The following is a 21,261-nucleotide window of genomic DNA, read 5'->3' as shown; positions in this document are numbered from 1 at the left end:
GGCCTACGTGAATGGGTCGCCCTGCCGGACCTGGGCGTAATCGGCCTGAGGGCCAAGATCGACACAGGTGCGAGCACTTCAGCCCTGCATGCAACGGAAGTTGTTCCTTTTGAGCGTAACGGTGAACGCTGGGTGCGTTTTACGGTCCATCTGGGCACACTGGTGCAGTCCCGGCACCGGCATTGCGAAGCGCCGTTGGTAGCCAAGAAGACCATACGAAGCTCCAATGGCCATGCTCAGAACCGCTATGTGATTCGAACCAATCTCGCCCTGGGTAATCGATCCTGGCCAGTGGAATTTACCCTGGCCTGCCGCAAGAGCATGCGTTACCGCATGCTTCTAGGCTCGAAAGCCTTGGTCGAGGGTGGCCTGATCGTGAATCCGGCCGTCAGCTATGCGCAAGACAAACCCATCCTATCCCTCTCTCCCGCTCCGGGTGCTGCATGAAAATCGCTGTGCTGTCGCGTAATCCTCGCCTGTATTCCACTCGTCGCCTGGTGGAAGCCGGGGAGCAACGTGGTCATCAGATGGTCGTGATCGATACGTTGCGCGCGTATATGAATATCGCAAGCCACAAACCGCAGATTCACTATAGAGGCAAGCCGCTCGAAGACTTCGATGCCGTGATTCCGCGAATTGGGGCATCGGTAACGTTTTATGGCTGCGCAGTGCTGCGGCAGTTCGAAATGATGGGCGTCTTTCCGCTCAATGAGTCCGTCGCCATCAGCCGAGCCCGAGACAAGCTGCGCTCCCTGCAGTTGATGTCACGCAAGGGTGTTGGCCTGCCGGTGACAGGGTTTGCGCACTCTCCAGATGATGTACCGGACCTTATCCGCATGGTGGGTGGTGCTCCGCTGGTCATCAAGCTGCTGGAGGGTACTCAGGGAATCGGCGTGGTGCTGTGTGAAACCGAAAAGGCTGCCGAGTCGGTACTGGAAGCCTTCATGGGACTCAAGCAGAACATCATGGTGCAGGAGTACATCCGCGAGGCAGGCGGTGCGGATATTCGCTGCTTTGTGGTGGGTGACAAGGTGATTGCCGCCATGAAACGCCAGGCCAAGCCCGGTGAGTTTCGCTCCAACCTGCATCGCGGCGGAACGGCAAGCCTGGTGAAAATTACGCCTGAAGAGCGTATGGCCGCCATTAGAGCCGCCAAGGTGCTGGGGCTGAATGTGGCCGGTGTCGATATTCTTCGCTCCAATCATGGTCCGCTGGTCATGGAGGTGAACTCTTCACCGGGCCTGGAAGGCATCGAGCAAACGACCAACCAGGACATTGCGGGCATGATCATCCAGTATCTGGAAAAGAACAGTGGCCCCAACCTGACACGTACCAAAGGCAAAGGCTAAGGGATGACAGGCAGCACGTCTCTTCTTGATGCCTCCAGCTTTGGAGGCAAGGTGGCGCTAATCGCACCAGCGGCGGCGATTGCCAACGATGCGCTGGAAACCACCTATGCTCGGCTGAGCGAAATGGGGGTTCCGTATGTTGCAGGCAAGCACGTACAAGCGCGTCATCGCTACCTCGCAGGCACAGTAGACCAGCGCCTGGCCGATATTTATGCGGCCTTTGAGAATCCAGAGATCAAGGCAGTCTGGTGTCTGCGGGGCGGTTATGGATGCGCTCAGCTTTTACCGTACCTTGATTGGGAGCGCATCAGGCGGGCTGGCCCTAAACCGCTGATTGGTTTCTCCGATATCTCGATCATGCTCAGTGCCTTTCATCGGCAAAGTCTGCCTGCGGTACATGGTCCAGTGGCTACGGCGTTGGCCAAACGATATGACGGTGAAGAACAGCTGCGTCATGAGGACTCGTTTCGCAGTCTCGATCGGCTGCTGAGAACGGCCGGAGGGCATCTGCCAGCCCAATCGGTCAATCACTCGCTCAAGTCCATACAAGGACCGCTGATTGGCGGCAACCTGACGGCACTGGCCAGTACCGAGGGCACCGGCTATGGACTGTATGCGCCTGACGACGCCATTCTGATCCTGGAGGATGTAGGTGAGCCGTACTATCGCATCGAGCGTAGCCTGTGGCAGCTATTGAACAGTATCGATAGCGCCAGGCTTGGCGCCGTATGCCTGGGCACCTTTACGGATTGCCCACGCAAGGGTGTGGCACACAGCCTTCAAGAGATTATTGCTGAATGGCTAGAGCCTTATGGTGTTCCGTTGTTCTCGGGTCTGCCTAGTGGACACGGCCCGGATAACCAGGCCTGGCCATATGGTCAGGAAGCCCGCCTCGATCATGACGGACTCCACTGGTAGCGTCAGATCAGCTGGCGGTACGAGGCAGCAGCAGACCTAGTGGCAACAGGACGCGTGCCTCGACTCCGCCACCTTCACGATTACGCAGCTCTACGCTGCCACCATGTTGGGCGGCAATACGCCTGACGATGGCCAGCCCCAGCCCGGTACCAGAGCCGGTACGCGCCCGGTTGCCGCGAATGAAGGGATTGAAAATTTCCTCTATCTCACTGGGATCAATGCCCGGTCCCTGGTCCAGAACGCTCAGCACAACATAGGGCGCTGTCGAATCTCCACCTACGTGAGCCCTGACCTCCACGGCGCCGCCTCCATGCTTGAACGCATTTTCCAGGAGGTTGGTCAGCATCCGCTTGATCGACACACGCCGCAAAGCCACGGGCGGCACATCGGTTTGGGAGAGACGGACCCGCTCCTCATTCTGGTTGTAAGGCGCCACGGTTTCCTGAATCAGGTCATTCAGGTTCGTTTCTTCTAAAGGCTCATCGCGTCCATCACGTATAAATGCCAGGAACTGATCGAGAATCAGGTTCATATCCTCGATATCGCGGACCATGTCCTCAGTCATCTCGTCCATTTCAGGCAGCAATTCGACTGAGAGGCGTAGACGGGTAAGCGGCGTGCGCAGGTCGTGGGACACGCCGGCCAGCATCAGCTCACGCTCGCGTCCAGCCTGCTCGACATCGTGAGCCATCTGATTGAAGGCATGATAGACCTCCATGATCTCGCTTGGCGCATCACTTTCCGGCAAGCGTACGCTATGCCCTTTACCCAGCTCGCGGGCGGCATAGACGAGCCGTTTGAGTGGTCGGTTCAGCTGGCCGACAAACACCCAGGCCACGGCAGTAGAAAACAGGCCAATCCCGAAGAACCAACCCAGCACACTCCAGATTCGCTGGCCTCGCAGGGGGTGAGCGTACAGCGGTATCTTGATCCAATCAGGCCCCAGCGATGGCGCCAGCACCCAAAGTGCAGGCCCCTGCTGTACACGAACCCTGACTTGAGTATCCGGCCCCAGCTCCTGCTGCATCTGGCGGTCGAAAATTTCACTGTAAGGCCAATGATACTCACCCGCTGGCACCGTTTCCGGCGATTCATAGTGCAGCCCGGATGCCTGAGCGACAGCGGGACGGTCATCCGGATCAGCGGCCCAGTAGGCCCGCAACGTCAGTGCAGCGCCATGACTGTATTGGCGATCAACCAATACATCTTCGTTGAGCAGCAGGTAAACCAGCGTCAGCGCCTTGGAAAACAGTACGGCAATCAGAACCAGCCAGAGCGAGCGTGCGAAGAAGCTTTGAGGGAACCAGGCAGGCGTTTTCATAGTAACCACACGTCATTGACGCTCCGAGCATATTGCCACCCTATAAAGACTTGCTTCATAGAAAAGGCATCGATTTTGTTGAGTGACTGAACAAAACGGCTTTTTAAATGCCTCACAGCCTCGTTTCGCTAAGAAACACTTTGATACATTTGCCCGACTCTTTTCAAAGACCTCCCACACTGGAGATATTTCGTGTCCGATATGTGCCATACCGGCTTGGACATTGGCTTTGCTTCCCTTAGTTACGCCCAGGTTATTTTCCTAGGTGTTGTGCAGGGTATCACCGAGCTCCTGCCAATTTCCTCTACTGCTCACATGCGTGTCGTTCCAGCCCTGTTAGGTTGGCAAGATCCTGGTTCCGCCTTTTCCGCTGCAATGCAGATGGCAGCTCTGGCAGCTGTCATCAGTTATTTCTGGCGTGACGTCAGCTCCGTTACCACCGGCAGCGTCAATGCAATTCGTCATAAGGACTACAACAGTCGCGCCTTTGTCCTGGCCATGGCAATCATTCTGGCGACAATCCCTATCTGTGTGGTCGGGCTTGCGCTTTCCCCTGTGCTCAATGCCTGCGACTCGCCTTTACGGGGCTTGAATGTCATTGGCTATGCCTGTCTGGGCATGGCGGCGTTGCTGGCCATTGCCGAGCTGACCTGCAAGCACAAGCGCGACATGAGTGAAATGCGCCTGCGTGACGCCCTGATTGTTGGAATTGCCCAGATTGGCGCGTTGATTCCAGGAGTATCCCGCTCCGGCTCGACATTGACTGCCGCCATGTTCCTCAACTTAAAGCGTGAAGAAGCAGCCCGCTTTTCTTTCCTGCTGGGCCTGCCCGCGATTGCCCTGGCTGGCTTGAAAGAACTGGTCGTTCTCTGGCATGCGTCCATCCCGGCAGAAGCCTGGTCGCTTCTGCTGGTAGGCATCCTGGTGGCAAGCCTTTCGGCGTTTGCTGCCATCTGGGGTCTGATGCGCTTTCTGGAACGCTTTTCGACCTGGATCTTCATTGTCTATCGAGCGCTGCTGGGCATCTTCCTGTTGGTAGGTGTTCACAACGGCTTGTTCGCCTGAAGGCGTCCTTGTGTGCCGGACTGTTACTTGTTGCCGTCCGGCACGAATACGTAGCCAACACCCCAAACCGTCTGGATATAGCGAGGCTTGGAGGGATCAGGCTCAATCATGCGGCGCAGACGGGAAATCTGTACATCGATCGACCGTTCTAGCGCATCCCACTCACGGCCACGTGCCAGGTTCATCAACTTGTCGCGGGTCAGCGGCTCGCGCGCATGCTGGACCAGTGCCTTGAGCACGGCAAATTCACCGGTGGTCAGCATATGCACTTCATCACCGCGTTTGAGTTCGCGGGTCGCCAGCGAAAGCTCATAATCACCAAAGGTTACGACGGCATCTTCGCTGCCCGGTGCGCCCGGAACCTGGGGTGCTTGCCGGCGCAGAACGGCCTTGATACGAGCCAGAAGTTCGCGAGGGTTGAAAGGCTTGGCCAGATAGTCATCGGCGCCCTGCTCAAGCCCCTGGATGCGACTGCCCTCATCGCCCTTGGCCGTCAGCATGATGATCGGGATCTGGTTGTTCTGCTCACGCAGACGGGCGCAGGCCGACATACCGTCTTCGCCCGGCATCATCAGATCCAGCACGACCAGATGGAAAAGCTCACGGGACATCAGGCGGTCCATCTGCTCGGTGCTTTCCACGGTACGCACACGGTAGCCCTGCTCGGCCAGGAAACGCTCGAGCAGGCGACGCAGACGAGCATCGTCATCTACGACCAGAATCTTTTCACCTTCCGTAACGGGGGTGGTGCTCATGTCAACTCCTTCAAATAGGGAAGTGGATTATGGCGCAGGCCTCGTCCGCAGAGGGACAGTCCATTGTTAGCAGATTTTTCCTGAGAATGGGGGATTAGCCTGCATAAGAAGTTGAAAGCACACACTTATCCTTGGCAAATTGCCGCAGCGCGTTGATACCCGACGGGTATAATGCAGCGCTTCAAGCCTGCCGGTCAGGCCCGCTTCTCTGGTTTTCAGGTGGTTTCATGGACAGTATCAACTCCCGCATCGCCGAAGAGCTCGGCGTCCGCCCACAACAGGTCGCCGCAGCCGTGGCGCTGCTTGATGAGGGATCGACGGTTCCTTTCATCGCCCGTTATAGAAAAGAAGTCACCGGCAGCCTTGACGATACGCACCTGCGTCATCTGGAAGAGCGTCTGCGCTACCTGCGCGAGCTGGAGGAGCGTCGCACGGCGATCCTGGCCAGCATCGACGAGCAAGGTAAACTCACGCCGGAGCTAGCCCGCGAGATCAAGCAGGCCGATACCAAGACCCGTCTTGAAGATCTTTATCTGCCCTATAAGCAGAAGCGTCGTACCAAAGGCCAGATTGCCTTGGAAGCTGGCCTTGGCCCGCTAGCGGATGCCCTGCTCAATGATCCAATGCTTTCTCCCGAGACCGAAGCCGCTGGCTATATAGATGCGGACAAAGGCGTCGCCGATGTAAAAGCGGCCCTGGAGGGTGCCAAATATATTCTGATGGAGCGTTTTGCCGAAGATGCCGACCTTTTGGAAAAGCTGCGCGCATTCCTGAAGCAGGAGGCGACACTTTCAGCTCGTCTGGTGACCGGGAAGGAGCAGGAAGGCGCCAAGTTCAGTGACTATTTCGAACATGACGAGCTTTTCAGGAATGTACCGTCCCACCGAGCCCTTGCGATCTTCCGCGGCCGTAACGAAGGCATCCTGAGTGCCTCGCTCAAGGTAGGCGATGAAGCACCTGGGACCATGCACCCTTGCGAGGTAATGATTGCCGAGCATTTCGAGGTGAAAAATCAGAATCGCGCAGCAGACAAATGGCTGGCGGAAGTCGTACGCTGGACCTGGAAGGTCAAGCTGTACACCTCACTGGAAACCGATCTGCTGGGCGAGCTGCGTGAAAAGGCTGAAGATGATGCCATCAGCGTATTCGCACGCAACCTGCATGATCTGTTACTGGCAGCACCTGCTGGCCCACGTGCCACGCTGGGTCTGGACCCAGGACTGCGGACGGGCGTGAAAGTCGCCGTGGTCGACTCAACCGGCAAGCTGCTGGCCACCGATACCGTGTATCCGCACGCCCCGAAAAACCAGTGGGACCAGACCATCGATACGCTGGCGAAGCTGTGTGCCAAGCATGGCGTCGACCTGATTGCCATTGGCAACGGCACGGCTAGCCGCGAGACCGACAAACTGGCGGGTGAGCTGATCAAGAAATACCCGGGCCTCAAGATGACCAAGATCATGGTCAGCGAAGCCGGCGCCTCGGTTTACTCGGCCTCCGAGCTCGCCGCCAAGGAATTTCCGGATTTGGATGTTTCTTTGCGTGGCGCTGTATCTATCGCTCGCCGCTTGCAGGATCCGCTGGCTGAGCTGGTCAAGATCGAGCCCAAGTCCATTGGCGTGGGCCAGTACCAGCATGATGTCTCACAACTCAAGCTGGCTCGTAGCCTGGATGCCGTGGTGGAAGACTGCGTAAACGCCGTGGGCGTAGACGTGAACACGGCTTCGGCGGCGCTGTTGGCCCGTATCTCCGGTCTGAACGCAACGCTGGCGCAGAATATCGTGGCCTACCGCGACCTGAATGGCGCCTTTAAGTCCCGTAATGAGCTGAAGAAAGTGAGTCGCCTGGGAGACAAGACATTCGAGCAGGCAGCAGGCTTCTTGCGGGTCATGAGCGGCAACAATCCGCTGGATGCCTCTGGCGTTCACCCGGAAGCCTACCCCGTCGTCGAGCGCATCGCCGCTGATACCGGCCGAGACATTCGATCCCTGATCGGAGACTCCAGCTTCCTAAAGCGCCTGGACCCGAAGAAGTTTACCGATGAAACCTTCGGCCTGCCGACCGTGACAGATATCCTGAGCGAGCTGGACAAGCCAGGGCGCGACCCGCGGCCCGAGTTCAAGACAGCGGAATTCCAGGAAGGTGTTGAATCCCTCAAGGATCTGAAGCCTGGCATGGTTCTCGAAGGCGTCGTGACCAACGTGACCAACTTTGGCGCGTTCGTCGATATTGGCGTCCATCAGGATGGCTTGGTCCACATCAGCGCCCTGTCCGAAAAGTTTGTCAAAGATCCGTACGAAGTGGTCAAGGCAGGCGATATCGTCAAGGTCAAGGTCATGGAAGTGGACATTCCCCGTAACCGTGTGGGTCTGTCCATGCGCATGAGCGATACGCCTGGTGAAAAGGTCGAAGGCCAACGTGGCGGGCAACCCCGCAGCGGTAAGCCTGGCAGCAACCCATCACGTGACCGTAATGCATCCAATAACGAAAGCAAGCCTGCTGCCAGCGGTGCCATGGCAGCACTGTTTGCCAATGCTAAACAATTGAGGAAGTAACATGAGCCAGTCCGTGGCAGGTAATGACAGTGCGTTCAGCCAGCTGCTGGGGATGCGTATCCTCAAAGCCGAGCGGGGAGAATCCGAAGTCCGGATGAGCATGCAGGACAAGCTGCTCAATCTGCACGGCAAGATGCATGGTGGCGCGTTGTTCTCGCTGATCGATACAGCGCTTGGGCAGGCGAGCCACAGCCTGTTCGAGGGCAAGCCGGGCAGCGTGACCCTGGAGTGCAAGGTCAACTACATTCGGGGCGTCAGCGACGGTGAAATCGTCTGCCGCGCCAAGGTGATCCATCCCGGGCGCAAGACGCACGTCATCGAAGCAGAAGTGCATCAGAACGACAAACTGGTGGCTAAAGCCCAGGCAACGTTCGCCTGCCTGTAATGCGTTCGCCCGGCGTGCTCTGCGCCGGGCTTTTACCCTGCCACAACGGCGATCGTACCCGCGGTGCACTTCGTCCACTTTCGGATGCAACCGCGGTAGGCCTATTGAAGTCTATTCGACAGACTTGTACACCGGCTCACTCATCCCCATAGTGGGGCCACTGTCGAGTGAAGGAAAACATCTTGAGCGATATCTTGACCCGCCGCCTGGCCCTGCTCGGCGATTCTGCCCATCTGTCGCTGTTGACTGAGTGTCAGCACGGCATCGAACGTGAAACCCTGCGTGTGGACGAGCACGGCCAATTGGCTCAGACACCTCATCCGGCAGCCCTGGGCTCGGCTCTGACTCACCCTCAGATCACGACGGACTACTCCGAAGCCCTGCTTGAATTCATTACTCCCACGGCGCATGACCCTGCCAAGGTGCTTGAGCAGCTCGACATCATTCACCGCTTCGCTACGCGACAGCTTGACGGTGAGCTCCTGTGGAGCCCGTCGATGCCGTGTCCGCTACCGGAGGAAGAGCAGATTCCGATTGCCCATTATGGCGATTCCCATATCGGCAAGCTCAAGCATGTCTACCGCCGCGGGCTGGCCGTGCGCTACGGTCGGACCATGCAGTGCATCGCTGGTATCCATTACAACTTTTCGCTGCCGGAAACGCTCTGGCCCTTATTACGCCAGGCCGAAGGCGATACCCGTAGCGATCGTGACTACCAATCCTCCCGCTATATTGCGCTGATCCGTAACTTCCGCCGTTACAGCTGGATGCTGATGTACCTGTTCGGTGCCTCTCCTGCGCTGGATGTCGGATTCATGCGTGCCCGCCCGCATCAGTTGGAGACCTTTGATGCCGACACGCTGTACCTGCCGTACGCGACCAGTCTGCGCATGAGCGACCTGGGCTATCAGAGCGAGGCGCAAGCCAGCCTGACGCCGTGTTACAACGACCTGCAGAGCTACACGGAGAGCCTGCGCAAGGCAGTGGCGACGCCCTACCCGCCTTACGCTGAAATCGGCACTCACCGCGATGGTGAATGGGTGCAGCTCAACACCAATATCCTGCAAATTGAAAACGAGTATTACTCGAATATCCGGCCCAAGCGGGTTACCCGTACGGGCGAGCGCCCCGTTCAGGCACTGATTGCCCGGGGCGTGCAGTACATCGAAGTCCGGTGCCTAGATATTAACCCGTTCCTGCCATTGGGTATCGACGTGATGGAGTCACGTTTCCTGGATGCGTTCCTGCTGTTCTGCGCACTTGAGGAAAGTCCGCCGCTGAACGGCGAGTGTGGCGAATGTACGCAGAACTTTACCAAGGTTGTGAAGGAGGGCCGCAAGCCAGGCTTGTTCCTACAACGCCAGGGCGCCCCGATTTCGATGTTGGACTGGGCCGAGCGGCTGCTGGGCTGCATTGATCGCTGTGCCAAACTGCTGGATACCGCCTACGGTGGCAGCGCCTACCATGCATCAGTCGAAGAGCAGCGCCACAAGTTTATCAACCCGGCCCTGACGCCTTCGGCTCAAGTCCTGGCTGAAATGCGCGAGCATGGCGAAAGCTTTGCCGAATTCTCTCTGCGGCAGAGCAAGGTCCATGCTGACTACTTCCGCCAGGCGGAGCTAAGCCCCGAACAGCAGGCCCTTTTCGAACGGATGGCAGAACAGTCATTGAAGGACCAAGAAGAACTGGAGACTGCCGACCAAGGCGACTTCGATACTTTTGCAGCGGCCTACCAAGCCAGCATCCTCGGCACGCTGAGCGTGTAGCGTTCGGGCTCTGGCCGGGCTATCCGGCCAGAATCACCTATAGCGCTTTTTCAAAGATCTTTGAGTTGCGCTGATAGTTGTACAGCGATGCACGAGCACTGGGCAGTCGATCGACGCTGCTGGGCTCAAAGCCTCGCTCGCGAAACCAGTGAGCCGTGCGGGTCGTCAGGACGAACAGGGTCTTGATGCCCTGAGCGCGGGCCCTCTGCTCGATGCGTTCCAGCAACTCGTCCCCCCGCCCACCATGTCGATAGTCGGGATTGACCGCCAGACAGGCCAGCTCGCCTGCGTTTGAATCAGCGATCGGATACAGCGCGGCACAGGCGATAATGAGCCCTTCCCGCTCGACGATACTGAACTTGTCGATCTCACGCTCCAGCACTTCCCGCGAGCGGCGTACCAGAATCCCCTGTTCTTCCAGCGGACGGATCAGTTCGATCAGACCGCCCACATCGCCAATATCCGCCTCGCGAATGGACTCGAACTGCTCCTGCGCCACCAGCGTGCCGCTACCGCTGCGGGTAAAGAGCTCGTTGAGCAGTGCGCCATCCTCGGCGTAGCTCACGATATGCGTGCGGCGCACCCCACCCCGGCAGGCCTGAGCGGCCGCATCCAGCAGCTCCGCCTGGTAGTTGCCACTGCCAAGCCGCTCCAGATGCGGCGGCACTTGTTGAGGACGTAGCTCACGGATCAGGTTGCCTTCGGCATCCAGCAGACCTTGCTCGGCACTGTAGAGCACCAGCTTGTCGGCGGCCAGATCGACAGCGGCACGGGTCGCAACGTCTTCACAGGCAATATTAAAAATCTCCCCGGTGGGCGAATACCCCAGCGGTGACAGCAGCACAATAGTGCGCTCATCCAGAAGACGACTGATGCCCTTGCGGTCGATGCGGCGGACCTCACCGGTATGGTGAAAATCGACACCGTCATGGATACCGTAGGGTCGCGCGGTGACGAGGTTGCCGCTGGCTACCCGCAATCGCGCGCCCTGCATGGGGGAGGCAGCCATGTCCATGGACAGACGGGCCTCGATGGACAGGCGCAGACTGCCCACGGCATCGATCACGCACTCCAGCGTCGCAGCGTCGGTGATGCGCAGGTCACGGTGAAAGCGTGGGGCAATTCCGCGCGCAGCCAGTCGCGTCTCGATCTGTGGCCGCGAGCCATGCACCAGTACCAGGCGCACACCCAGGCTGTGCAGCAGCACGAGGTCGTGGACGATATTGCCGAAATTTGGATGCTCCAGCCCGTCGCCAGGCAGCATGACCACAAAGGTCCGGTCACGGTGAGCATTAATGTAGGGAGACGCGTGGCGAAGCCAATTAACGTAATCGTGCATTAAAGAGAAAACCTTGTGCAGCAAAAGTAAAAGGTGAACGGTGAGGGCTCGTTCATCGTCGTCGCAGCAACACGGTCACTCCTTGGCTATTGGTAGCGTTATGCAGTAATGGTGAATCAATTGACGAAGCACCTTTACGGTTGGTTCGATCTGGGAAAGCTCCAGATGTTCGTCTGGCTGATGGGCGCAGGCAATATTTCCAGGCCCCATGACCAACGTCTCGATCCCCAGCTGTTGAAGATACGGCGCTTCGGTGCCAAAGGCTACCGCCTGGGCCTCGCAGCCGGTGAGTTGTTCGGCGATGCGGACCAGTTCGCTGGTAGCTGACTGCTCGAAGGGTGGAACCGCCGGAAACAAGGGTTGGTAGTCGATCTTGACGGCATGGCGCTCTGCAATCGGTCTCAGCCGCCCCTTGATCAGATTGCGCAGCTCGTCCGCCTGCATGCCCGGCAGGGGACGCAGGTCAAACTCCAACGCACACTGCCCGCAGATCCGGTTGGGATTGTCACCACCGTGGATACAGCCCAGATTCAGGGTCGGCTGCGGCACGTTGAAAAAAGGGTTGTGGTGCTCATGCTGCCACTGCTGCCGCAGCGCCATGAGTTCGCCCATGACGGCATGCATGGCCTCCATGGCGCTTCGCCCAAGGCTCGGGTCAGACGAATGGCCGCTCTGCCCCAGGATATCGATACGCTCCATCATGATGCCTTTGTGCATGCGGATGGGCCTGAGACTGGTCGGCTCGCCGATCACCGCGGCACGCCCCAATGGCCTGCCTGCCTCGGCGATCGCCCGGGCACCGTCCATGGAGCATTCTTCATCACAGGTCGCCAGGATGATCAGGGGATGACGGAACGGCTGGTCGATCAGCGTACGAACCGCCTCGATCACCAAGGCGAAAAAGCCCTTCATGTCGCAGCTACCCAACCCATACCAGCGATCATCCGCCTCGCGTAGTGTTAGCGGGTCGCTGGCCCAGAGCGGCTCATCGTAAGGCACGGTGTCAGTATGCCCGGATAGAACCAGCCCACCCGGTCCGCTGCCATAGGTCGCGATCAGGTTGTATTTGCCGGGCAGAATCTCCTGGGTCTCACAGCGAAAGCCCAGATCCCCCAACCAGCTCGACAACTCCGTAATGACGCCCGCGTTGGACTGGTCCAGCTGTGGTTGCGTGCAACTGACGGACGATTCGGCCAACAGGGCCTTGAATTGCTGTTTGAGCGCGGGGATGGGCATGGGCGTACTCCTTCGGCTAGCTCCCATCTTAGAGTGCTGAATGACTGGGTCAACGCCGCTCCTCGAAAAGATGACGCCAGCGCCATGCGAATCTCCTGTCATGGGCCGCAGGGTTAGATACACTGATACCCAATCAGTCGACTCATAGCCCAGCGAGCCTTGCCGGCCTAGCTATACCGCTGCGCCAAGGCGCCGGTCGAACGCTTCACTTCACAGATCTTTCAGGCACCAGACCTTTTTGCCATGGCCAAAGAAACCGAAATCAAATTACGCGCGACTCCCGAAACCCTCGCTGCCCTGCGTGAGCACCCTGTGCTGAAAAAACGCAACAAGGAAGGCTGGAAGCGCCGCGAGCTGTACAACCAATACTACGACACCGACACCCGTGAGCTGGCCCATGCCCGAGTGGCGCTGCGGGTCCGTCGCGATGGTGACCAGTACATCCAGACCCTCAAGAGCCGCGGCCAGAGCATGGCAGGCCTGTCCGAGCGCAACGAGTGGGAGTGGAACCTGAGCGGTCCAGACCTGGACACCAGCCTGCTGGGCCCTGAATGTTGGCCAGCGGCTTTGGCTGATCTGGACAAGCACCAGCTCAAGCCGATCTTCACAACCGATTTCACTCGCGACTATGCCGATATCGCATGGGAACGCGGCAAGAGCCGTGCGGTAGTCGAGGCAGCGCTGGACCAGGGTGCGGTCCTGGCTGGCGAGCATCAGGAAGCCATCTGCGAGCTGGAGCTTGAGCTGCGCGAGGGCGAGCCGGCCGACCTTCTTGAGCTGGCTGAACAGCTGGCGGCTGACCTGCCGCTAATGCCTTGCGACATCAGCAAGGCCGAACGCGGCTATCGCCTGCACGATGCAGCCAGCTACACCCTGCATCTGACGCCCCCTACCCTGACGGCGGAAAGCACCTTGGATGACGCATTCGCGGCCATTGCCTGGCACCTGCTCGGCAGCAGCCAGCGTCTGGCAGAACAATATCGCTGGAATGGCCACTGGCGTCTGCTTGTAGAGTGGGTACATCAACTCGTCGACCTGCGGGCGCTGCTGAGCAGTCTGGGCCAAGCAGTTCCCCGTACGTCCAGCCGTGACCTGCGCCAGGCACTGGACGCGCTGCTGGCAGATTGGAAAACGTTTGCAACCATTGGCCAAGAAGATGAAGAAGCACGTCAGCAGGCACCAGAGCGCTTTGCCAACGAGTTGGCAAAGCCGCGCTGGGGCCACTTCTCGTTGGTGGCGGCCCGCTGGCTGCATGATCGTCGCTGGACAGAAGCCCGTAATGACCGAGGCAACAAGCTAGGCCAGCTGTCGTTGGGCAAGTGGTTGCCCCGAACCTTGAGCGAAGAGGCTGATGCCATTCCTCTTCAGCGCGGCATGAACCAGCCCGAGCTGGTAGCAGAGCAGTTGCCACGCGTCGAGCGTATGCTGGTCTGGCTACGCCTCGCCCGTCCGGTGCTTGACCTGCCCGAAACGGATCGTCTCTATGGCGAGCTTGCCAAGCTGCCAGCGCTGATCGCCCATGAGCAACACGACGCAGTAGCCAACCAGGCACGAACGCTTATTTCACTGCCAGCCTGGAAAGCCCTGCCCCGCTAATCAGACAGCATGGCGTACCGGCCCTAATGGCGGTGCGCCATGATTTCACCGCGACGGCGCTGTTCATATAATGATCAGCCATCCTCTGGGCGCCTATCTGGCGCTCATTGACGTATCGTCGGACGCACCGAACTTCCTATAGTCTAAAGGCTCAGCTGTGTATAAGCGGCCGAGCGCAAGCCTGACGATCAAACGAAACTGCTGTCTGCCGTTATCCGTACGGCCAGGCGCCCCGATCGAAGGTTAAAGCAGTACATTACAGACGAGGAGACCTGCATGTCCGCTATCGCATCCCCCGCTCAGGACCGTTGGCTGGAGCTCTCCGACGTCCTGCGTGAATTGGTTACACAAGGTCGGATCGACCAGCAGGCCGCCGAGCAATGTCTGACCATTCGCCGCGGCGCTAATAATCCCCAGCAGCACCCGCTCGAATTTCTGGCCGCCCAGAACGTAGAGGATTTGAAGCGTTCCGGGAAGAAACTGGACCTGGAAACCCTGACTCAGTGGCTGGCAGAGTTTTCTGGCCAGCCCTACTTCCGAATCGATCCGTTGAAGATCGACGTGGCCTCGATCACACCACTGATGTCCTATGCTTTTGCCCAGCGCAACAAGATCCTGGCGGTGGCCGTTGCTCCCGATGAGGTGACCATTGCCAGCGCCCAGCCGTTTGTCAGCAGCTGGGAAAGCAACCTCACCCATGTGCTCAAGCGACCCATCAAGCGTGTAGTGGCCAACCCTGTCGACATTCAACGCTACACACAGGAATTCTTTCGCCTGGCCAAATCGGTCAGCGGCGCCTCGGCAGTCGAGCAGCGCGGCATCAACGTCGGCAACTTCGAACAGCTGGTCAACCTCGGCGCCAGCGATCAGGAACCGGACGCCAACGATGCCCATATCGTCAACATCGTGGACTGGCTATTCCAGTACGCCTTCCAACAGCGCGCCAGTGATATTCACGTAGAGCCGCGCCGTGACCAGGGTACCGTTCGCTTTCGTATCGACGGCGTGCTCCATAGCGTTTACCAGTTTCCAGCGCAGGTAACCCTGGCAGTTATCAGCCGCATCAAGAACCTGGGCCGCATGAATGTGGCCGAGAAGCGCAAGCCGCAGGACGGTCGCGTCAAGACGCGTATGCCCGGCGACAAAGAAGTGGAACTACGCCTTTCCACCATGCCGACCGCCTTTGGCGAAAAGCTGGTGATGCGTATCTTCGACCCTGATGTGTTGCTCAAGAGTTTTGACCAGCTGGGCTTTTCGGCCGATGACCTGCGCCGCTGGTCCGCCATGACCGGCCAGCCCAACGGCATTATCCTGGTAACCGGTCCGACCGGCTCAGGCAAGACCACGACGCTGTACACCACGCTCAAGCAGCTGGCGACGCCGGAAGTCAACGTGTGCACCATCGAAGACCCGATCGAAATGGTCGAGGACTCGTTCAATCAGATGCAGGTGCAACACAATATCGATGTGAATTTCGCCAGCGGTGTGCGTGCTCTAATGCGCCAGGACCCCGATATCATCATGATCGGTGAGATCCGCGACTTGGAGACGGCAGAGATGGCCATCCAGGCAGCCCTCACCGGCCACCTGGTGCTCTCCACCCTGCACACCAACGATGCACCCAGCTCCATCAGCCGCCTGATCGAGCTCGGTGTGCCCTATTATCTGATTCGGGCAACGGTGTTGGGCGTCATGGCGCAGCGTCTGGTGCGGACGCTCTGCCCCCATTGCAAAGCGCCGATCGAGCTCAACGAGCAGGACTGGCAGGAGCTTACCCGCCCCTGGAGCGCGCCGCTTCCCACCGGTGCCATGCAGCCCGTAGGCTGCTCTGAATGCCGTGATACGGGCTATCGAGGCCGGGCTGGCGTGTACGAAATCATGGTGCTTTCGGATGCGACCCGACAGTTGATTTCACCGGATACCGATATCACGGCGCTGCGTCGACAGGCCTTCAAAGAGGGCATGCGAAGCCTTCGTCTTTCCGGTGCGCAAAAAATTGCGGCAGGTTTGACTACTATGGAAGAAGTCCTCCGCGTTACACCACAAAGCGAGCGATGAATGATCTATGAACTTCGCCAAAAAAGGGTATCACTGCATAATGAAGTGACGCAGAATGGAAATTCCCTGATGTTGTATATGGGTTTTATGGACGATGATGAATCATGCGGAGCCTGTGTTGAGTAATGCCCCCGTACTGCCAACAGGCTGGAGCGAACGCGAGCGACTCGCGGAGCTTGACCGTTACGACATCCTCGACGCCCCCTCCGAGCCCGCCTTTGACGATATCGTCCAGCTGGCCTCGCAGATCTGCCATGCGCCCATCGCTGTCATCAACCTGATTGCCGAGAATCGGGAATGGTTTCTGGCTGAAAAAGGCTTTGGCGTGCGGGAGATGCCTTTGCATCTCTCCATTTGCGCCAAGACCATTGAGCACCCAGGCCCGGTGGTGATTCCCGATCTACGTGGGGATGATCGCTTCGCCAGCAATCCGCTCGTCAAGACCGCAGACGGTCTGCGCTTCTATGCCGGCGTTCCGCTGGTTTCATCTGCCGGCATACCTCTTGGAACGCTGTGTGTGCTGGACTGGCAGCCTCGCGTTCTGACTGCAGCCCAGACGCAATCCCTTGAGGCACTTGGCCGGCAGGTCATGCAGCTCCTGGATCTGCGCCTGGTGAAGGCTGCGTACGAACGCAGCGAGTCGATGAACCGTCAGCTGATGCATAACCAGCCGGGTCAGGCACTGCTGATTCTGGATAACCAGGGGCGCATACTGGCCTGCAACCCTGGCGCCGAATCGGCCCTGGGTTGGGATGAGCATGAATTGAGCGGACAGTCGCTGGAACTGCTCTTCACGGCCGAAGACCAAGCCCGCCAGCTTACCCAGACCTTGTTGACCTACGCTCGGCAGCAAGGGCGTCATCAGGGCGAAGGGCTTTACCTGCGCAAGGACAAGCACATCCTGCAGGCCAGCTACAGTCTCCACGCCTTGCAGACCGAGCGGGACGAGACCAACGGATTCCTTCTGACCCTGCAAGACCTTACAGCTGAACGCCTGCAACAGCGGACAGCGGAGCAAAACGAAGCCCGCTACCGGGCTTTAATGGATGTCAGCCCACAGATCGTCTGGTTTGGTGACCGCCACGGTTTCATGGAATACACCAACCGCTATTGGTACACCTATACCGGCCTTGACCCGGACGACATGAATCCAGACAGCTGGATGCGAGCGGTCCATCCGGATCATATCCAGCGCGTCAAAAGCACCTGGCGTGACACCATCCTTCGCCGTACAGCCGCCAAGATCGAGGCGCCCTTCCGTGCCGCAGACGGCCAATACCGCTGGTTTGAAGCGCGCGTCACCCCGGCGTTCAACGCAGCCGGCGAAATCGAGCGCTGGGTGGGTGTGGCGCTGGACATTGATGACCGCAAGCGGGCAGAAGCGGCGCGCCTTGAAAGCGAAGCCTTCACACGCCTCTTGATCGACTCGATCAGCGAAGGGTTCTACTCTGTAGATCAGCAGGGCAGGACCACCCTGTGCAATGAGGCGTTCTTGCGCATGTTGGGCTTTGCTGACCGCAGCCAGGTTCTCGGGCGAGCCCTGCACGGCATCATCCACCACAGCCGTGCAGACGGGACGCCGCTCCCAGAAACCGAATGCCCGATTTTCCAAACAGCCAACACCGGCACGCCCCACCATATCGAGCAGGATTGGTTTTTCCGCCAGGACGGTAGCCGCTTCCCCGTCGAATACCGCTCCGAGCCCATCTGGCGTGACGGCGAGCTACAGGGCGCCATCTGCACGTTCATGGATATCAGCGAGCGGATTCGTACCCACGACCGCCAGCGCTTCCTGCTTGAACTGGGGGACCGCCTGCACGGCACCCTGACGCCTACCGACGTGGCCGACGCCCTGGGCCAAAGTCTTGGCAACGTACTGGGCGTACAGCGTATCGGCTATGCGCTGCTCGACCGCTTTGGCGCGCTTAATGCCGAGAGCAGCTGGAACGATAATAGTGTTACTCCAGAAATCGGCAGCTTTTCGCTCAGTGACTTCAGCGCGGACCTGAATGCCGACCTGATTAGCGGTGCGATTATCGTGGTAGACGATACGGCTACCGATCCACGTACTCATGCCCAGCGGGAAAATCTCGAACAATGGGCCATTCGCGCCATGATGCTGGTTCCCCAGCATGACAAGGGCCAGCTCAAGGGCGTGCTGTATGTCCATGCCAGCACCCCGCACAGCTGGTCGGCCGAAGATATTGCGCTGGTTCGCGAAGTGGCTGAACGCATCCGTGTAGTTGTCGAGCGTACCCGTGCTGCAGAAGACCTGCGGCTGGCTGAACAACGGATCAGCCTTGCCGTCGATGTCGCGGCGCTGGGCGTCTGGGATTACGATATCGACCGCGATGTGATCACCTGGGACAACCGAATCACCGAGATGACCGGTATTCCAGCCAGCGCCTCCCGCAGCGTGACCGATCTGCTCATCAACATTCTGCACCCGGAGGACAGCGAGAGCGTCCAGGCTATGTTCAGGACGGCTACCGCTGGCGATAGCGATAGCGAAGCACAATTGGAATTTCGCGTACGCGCCCATAGCAGCACCGAACCGGTCTGGCTAAGCGTGAGAGGCCGCCGTGTGACCGACCCGGATGGCACCCGCCGCATCATTGGTATTGCGCGAGACATCAGCAAAGAGCGCCGGAATGCCGATGCGCTCAACGCCATCAATCGCGAGCTCACTCGCCAGATTCAGGAGCGCACCGCTGCCGCCGAGCGACAAACGGCGCTGATCGAGCTGGGTGACGCCCTGCGTGAAGCAAGCGACACCGATGATATCGGCGGTATTGTCTCCCGCACCCTCGCGCACATCCTGAATGTTTCACGGGTTGGTTATGCCCAAGTCGAGCCTGACGGTGAAACAGCCGTTGTTACCCATGACTGGAGCCATAGTACAACTAGCCTGACCGGCACGTTCCATATTAGTGACTACGGCACCTACCTTGACGAACTGCAACGGGGCGAGGCTGTTGTGGTTCAGGATGTCGAGCAGGATCCGCGCACCCGGGACTATCAAGCCTTGTATGAGCCCAACGATGTTAGGGCCTTTGTCAGCGTCCCTCTGATCGAGCATGGCCGCTTTGCAGCCTATCTGTTCATCTGCGATAACCAGGTACGCTCCTGGTCCAATGAGGAAGTCAGCTTTTTGCGCGATATCGCCGATCGCGTCTGGGCGGCTATCGAGCGGGCCCACTCTGAACAGGCGCTCCGGCAGAGCGAGGCGCGCTTCCGGCTGATGGCGGACAACGCACCGGCCCTGATCTGGGCCGTGGATGCCGAAGGTAACACCCTCTTCGTCAACAGCCGCTACGAACGCGAGTATGGCCTTTCTTATGAAAGTGCCCGGGACGGTGGATGGACACGCATGATTTTCGAGGAAGACCGCGAACACTGCGTTGCCGAGTACCAGCAGGCCTTCGAAGCGCGTCAACTCTACCGCAGTGAAATACGGATGCGAGACATCCAAGGTGAGGTTCGCTGGTTACGCTGCGAGGCCGTCCCCCGCTTCGACGACAAAGGCGGGTTCCTGGGTTACATCGGCTGTAATGTTGACATTACCGAGGCACGTCTAGCAACCGATGCCCTGGAAGCCAAGATTGCCGAGCGTACGCAAGAGCTGGGCGAAAGCCATACACGACTCATTACGGAAATCTATGAGCGTGAACGTGCGGAAGAGGCCTTGCGCCAGTCTCAGAAGATGGAAGCCATCGGCCAGCTTACCGGTGGGATCGCGCACGATTTCAATAATATGCTGACCGGAATCGTCGGAGCGCTCGATCTTATCCGCATGCGTGTCATCAGTGGCCGTACCGATGATCTGGATCGCTACATCAATGCCGCTACAGCTTCAGCCGACCGAGCCTCAGCGTTGACCCATCGGTTGCTGGCATTTGCCCGCCGTCAAACCCTGGATACGAAGCCGGTCAATCTGAACGAGCTTATCGATTCCCTGTGTGATCTGTTCGTCCGCACCGTAGGCGAGCAGATCAAAATCCGAACACACCTGGACACTGAGCTGTGGATGGCATTCAGCGATGCCCACCAGCTTGAAAATGCCTTGCTCAATCTGGTCATCAACGCGCGCGATGCTATGCCGGATGGCGGTGACCTGAGCATCGAGACCTCAAATGTTACCCTGGACGCCGAAACGGCACGACGTGAAACCATCGAACCGGGCGATTACATTCGTATCCAGGTCAAAGATACCGGCCAAGGCATGACACCCGAAGTCATGACCAAGGCATTCGAGCCGTTCTTTACCACCAAGCCCTCCGGACAAGGTACTGGGCTTGGTCTGGCGATGATCTACGGTTTTATCAAGCAATCCGGCGGAAACGTACGGATCGATAGTGAAGTGGGACGAGGAACAGCCATCACCTTGTTGTTGCCGCGCCACCTCGACCCTGTAATGGAAACTCTCGTGACCGAAACACCCCATGGAATGCCCCGCGCCCAGGAGGGCCAGACGGTACTGGTGGTCGAGGACGAGGCGGCGGTACGCATGATCGTACTCGAAGTGCTGTCCGAGCTTGGCTACACCGCCTTCGAGGCCGGCGATGCCGAACAGGCCATTCCTCTCCTCCAGAGCGACCAGCGAATCGATCTCCTGGTAAGTGATGTGGGGCTGCCCGGCATGAATGGCCGCCAGCTGGCAGAGGTGGCGCGCAAGCACCGACCGAATCTGAAAGTCCTGTTCATTACCGGTTATGCCAAGAATGCCGAGATCCGTAGCCAATTCCTAGGGAAGGATATGGACATGCTGACCAAGCCCTTCGATATCGATGCATTGGCCAGCAAGATCCACGAAATGATTCAGGCGCCCTAAAGCTAGAACCAAGTACCCGCTCGAAAGCCAAGCGGCTCACGTCCTTTGAAGGCACTTTGCCTTCAAAGGAACTCGTTTGGCCCGCGC

The 21,261-nt window shown here is 58.7% G+C and carries 14 protein-coding genes; 10 read left to right on the top strand and 4 right to left on the bottom strand.

Annotated features, from left to right (window positions below):
* Positions 1-30 precede the first annotated feature (30 nt).
* Genes JQR90_RS01955 through JQR90_RS01945 form a run of 3 tightly spaced genes read left to right on the top strand, consistent with a single transcriptional unit; the run spans position 31 to position 2,267 of the window.
* A complete protein-coding gene (locus JQR90_RS01955) occupies positions 31-447 on the top strand; it encodes an ATP-dependent zinc protease family protein (RefSeq protein ID WP_230382241.1) in 417 nt (138 codons plus the stop codon).
* The gene (gene rimK, locus JQR90_RS01950) at positions 444-1,349 is read left to right on the top strand and encodes a 30S ribosomal protein S6--L-glutamate ligase (RefSeq protein ID WP_010796730.1); all 906 of its coding nucleotides are present in this window, start codon (positions 444-446) and stop codon (positions 1,347-1,349) included. Before JQR90_RS01955 ends, rimK begins: the two co-directional genes overlap by 4 nt.
* A 3-nt stretch (positions 1,350-1,352) precedes the next feature.
* The gene (locus tag JQR90_RS01945) at positions 1,353-2,267 is read left to right on the top strand and encodes a S66 peptidase family protein (protein ID WP_434140352.1); all 915 of its coding nucleotides are present in this window, start codon (positions 1,353-1,355) and stop codon (positions 2,265-2,267) included.
* 7 nt (positions 2,268-2,274) lie between these two features.
* Here the strand turns inward: JQR90_RS01945 and JQR90_RS01940 are convergent, their stop codons facing one another.
* Positions 2,275-3,588 carry an ATP-binding protein gene (locus JQR90_RS01940; protein WP_074821627.1) on the bottom strand — a complete coding sequence of 438 codons (1,314 nt, stop codon included), beginning with the start codon at positions 3,586-3,588 and terminating at the stop codon, positions 2,275-2,277.
* Positions 3,589-3,789: 201 nt separating this feature from the next.
* Here JQR90_RS01940 and JQR90_RS01935 point away from each other — a divergent pair, with 201 nt between their 5' ends.
* Positions 3,790-4,653 (top strand): undecaprenyl-diphosphate phosphatase, encoded by an 864-nt coding sequence (locus JQR90_RS01935; RefSeq protein ID WP_219854971.1) that lies wholly within the window; start codon positions 3,790-3,792, stop codon positions 4,651-4,653.
* 23 nt (positions 4,654-4,676) lie between these two features.
* Here the strand turns inward: JQR90_RS01935 and ompR are convergent, their stop codons facing one another.
* Positions 4,677-5,408 (bottom strand): osmolarity response regulator transcription factor OmpR, encoded by a 732-nt coding sequence (gene ompR / locus JQR90_RS01930; RefSeq protein WP_010796726.1) that lies wholly within the window; start codon positions 5,406-5,408, stop codon positions 4,677-4,679.
* Positions 5,409-5,635: 227 nt separating this feature from the next.
* Here ompR and JQR90_RS01925 point away from each other — a divergent pair, with 227 nt between their 5' ends.
* The 3 genes from JQR90_RS01925 to gshA all read left to right on the top strand — a co-directional run bounded on the left by JQR90_RS01925 (position 5,636) and on the right by gshA (position 10,114).
* Positions 5,636-7,963: a Tex family protein gene (locus JQR90_RS01925; RefSeq protein ID WP_434140351.1), complete on the top strand. Its 2,328-nt coding sequence runs from the start codon at positions 5,636-5,638 to the stop codon at positions 7,961-7,963.
* Position 7,964: 1 nt separating this feature from the next.
* Positions 7,965-8,348: a PaaI family thioesterase gene (locus JQR90_RS01920; RefSeq protein ID WP_074821619.1), complete on the top strand. Its 384-nt coding sequence runs from the start codon at positions 7,965-7,967 to the stop codon at positions 8,346-8,348.
* Between the two features lie 182 nt (positions 8,349-8,530).
* Positions 8,531-10,114 (top strand): glutamate--cysteine ligase, encoded by a 1,584-nt coding sequence (gene gshA / locus JQR90_RS01915; protein WP_434140350.1) that lies wholly within the window; start codon positions 8,531-8,533, stop codon positions 10,112-10,114.
* A 37-nt stretch (positions 10,115-10,151) separates the two neighbouring features.
* Here gshA and argA read toward each other — a convergent pair whose 3' ends face one another.
* On the bottom strand, positions 10,152-11,453 hold the full coding sequence (argA, locus tag JQR90_RS01910; protein WP_434140348.1) for an amino-acid N-acetyltransferase: 1,302 nt from the start codon (positions 11,451-11,453) through the stop codon (positions 10,152-10,154).
* Positions 11,454-11,528: 75 nt separating this feature from the next.
* On the bottom strand, positions 11,529-12,689 hold the full coding sequence (gene argE, locus JQR90_RS01905; protein ID WP_434140347.1) for an acetylornithine deacetylase: 1,161 nt from the start codon (positions 12,687-12,689) through the stop codon (positions 11,529-11,531).
* A gap of 243 nt (positions 12,690-12,932) precedes the next feature.
* Here argE and JQR90_RS01900 point away from each other — a divergent pair, with 243 nt between their 5' ends.
* The 3 genes from JQR90_RS01900 (at position 12,933) to JQR90_RS01890 (ending at position 21,174) form a co-directional block, all read left to right on the top strand.
* On the top strand, positions 12,933-14,285 hold the full coding sequence (locus JQR90_RS01900; protein ID WP_434140346.1) for an inorganic triphosphatase: 1,353 nt from the start codon (positions 12,933-12,935) through the stop codon (positions 14,283-14,285).
* 276 nt (positions 14,286-14,561) lie between these two features.
* Positions 14,562-16,343 carry a GspE/PulE family protein gene (locus JQR90_RS01895; RefSeq protein ID WP_434140345.1) on the top strand — a complete coding sequence of 594 codons (1,782 nt, stop codon included), beginning with the start codon at positions 14,562-14,564 and terminating at the stop codon, positions 16,341-16,343.
* Between the two features lie 118 nt (positions 16,344-16,461).
* Entirely contained in the window at positions 16,462-21,174 is a 4,713-nt protein-coding gene (locus tag JQR90_RS01890; protein ID WP_434140343.1) for a PAS domain S-box protein, read from the top strand.
* The last annotated feature ends 87 nt before the right edge of the window (positions 21,175-21,261 follow it).

It is taken from the genome of Pseudomonas sp. JZ114 (assembly GCF_051027705.1).
Lineage (GTDB): Bacteria > Pseudomonadota > Gammaproteobacteria > Pseudomonadales > Pseudomonadaceae > Chryseomonas > Chryseomonas luteola.
The sequence above is the reverse complement of the archived record's forward strand: the minus strand, read 5'-3'. Positions and strand labels throughout refer to the sequence as shown.

Bases quoted from the DNA above. Each gene is read 5' to 3' on its own strand.
- rimK (WP_010796730.1), top strand. From the start codon at position 444: ATGAAAATCGCTGTGCTGTCGCGTAATCCTCGCCTGTATTCCACTCGT.
- JQR90_RS01945 (WP_434140352.1), top strand. From the start codon at position 1,353: ATGACAGGCAGCACGTCTCTTCTTGATGCCTCCAGCTTTGGAGGCAAG.
- JQR90_RS01940 (WP_074821627.1), bottom strand. From the start codon at position 3,588: ATGAAAACGCCTGCCTGGTTCCCTCAAAGCTTCTTCGCACGCTCGCTC.
- JQR90_RS01935 (WP_219854971.1), top strand. From the start codon at position 3,790: ATGTGCCATACCGGCTTGGACATTGGCTTTGCTTCCCTTAGTTACGCC.
- ompR (WP_010796726.1), bottom strand. From the start codon at position 5,408: ATGAGCACCACCCCCGTTACGGAAGGTGAAAAGATTCTGGTCGTAGAT.
- JQR90_RS01925 (WP_434140351.1), top strand. From the start codon at position 5,636: ATGGACAGTATCAACTCCCGCATCGCCGAAGAGCTCGGCGTCCGCCCA.
- JQR90_RS01920 (WP_074821619.1), top strand. From the start codon at position 7,965: ATGAGCCAGTCCGTGGCAGGTAATGACAGTGCGTTCAGCCAGCTGCTG.
- argA (WP_434140348.1), bottom strand. From the start codon at position 11,453: ATGCACGATTACGTTAATTGGCTTCGCCACGCGTCTCCCTACATTAAT.
- argE (WP_434140347.1), bottom strand. From the start codon at position 12,689: ATGCCCATCCCCGCGCTCAAACAGCAATTCAAGGCCCTGTTGGCCGAA.
- JQR90_RS01900 (WP_434140346.1), top strand. From the start codon at position 12,933: ATGGCCAAAGAAACCGAAATCAAATTACGCGCGACTCCCGAAACCCTC.
- JQR90_RS01895 (WP_434140345.1), top strand. From the start codon at position 14,562: ATGTCCGCTATCGCATCCCCCGCTCAGGACCGTTGGCTGGAGCTCTCC.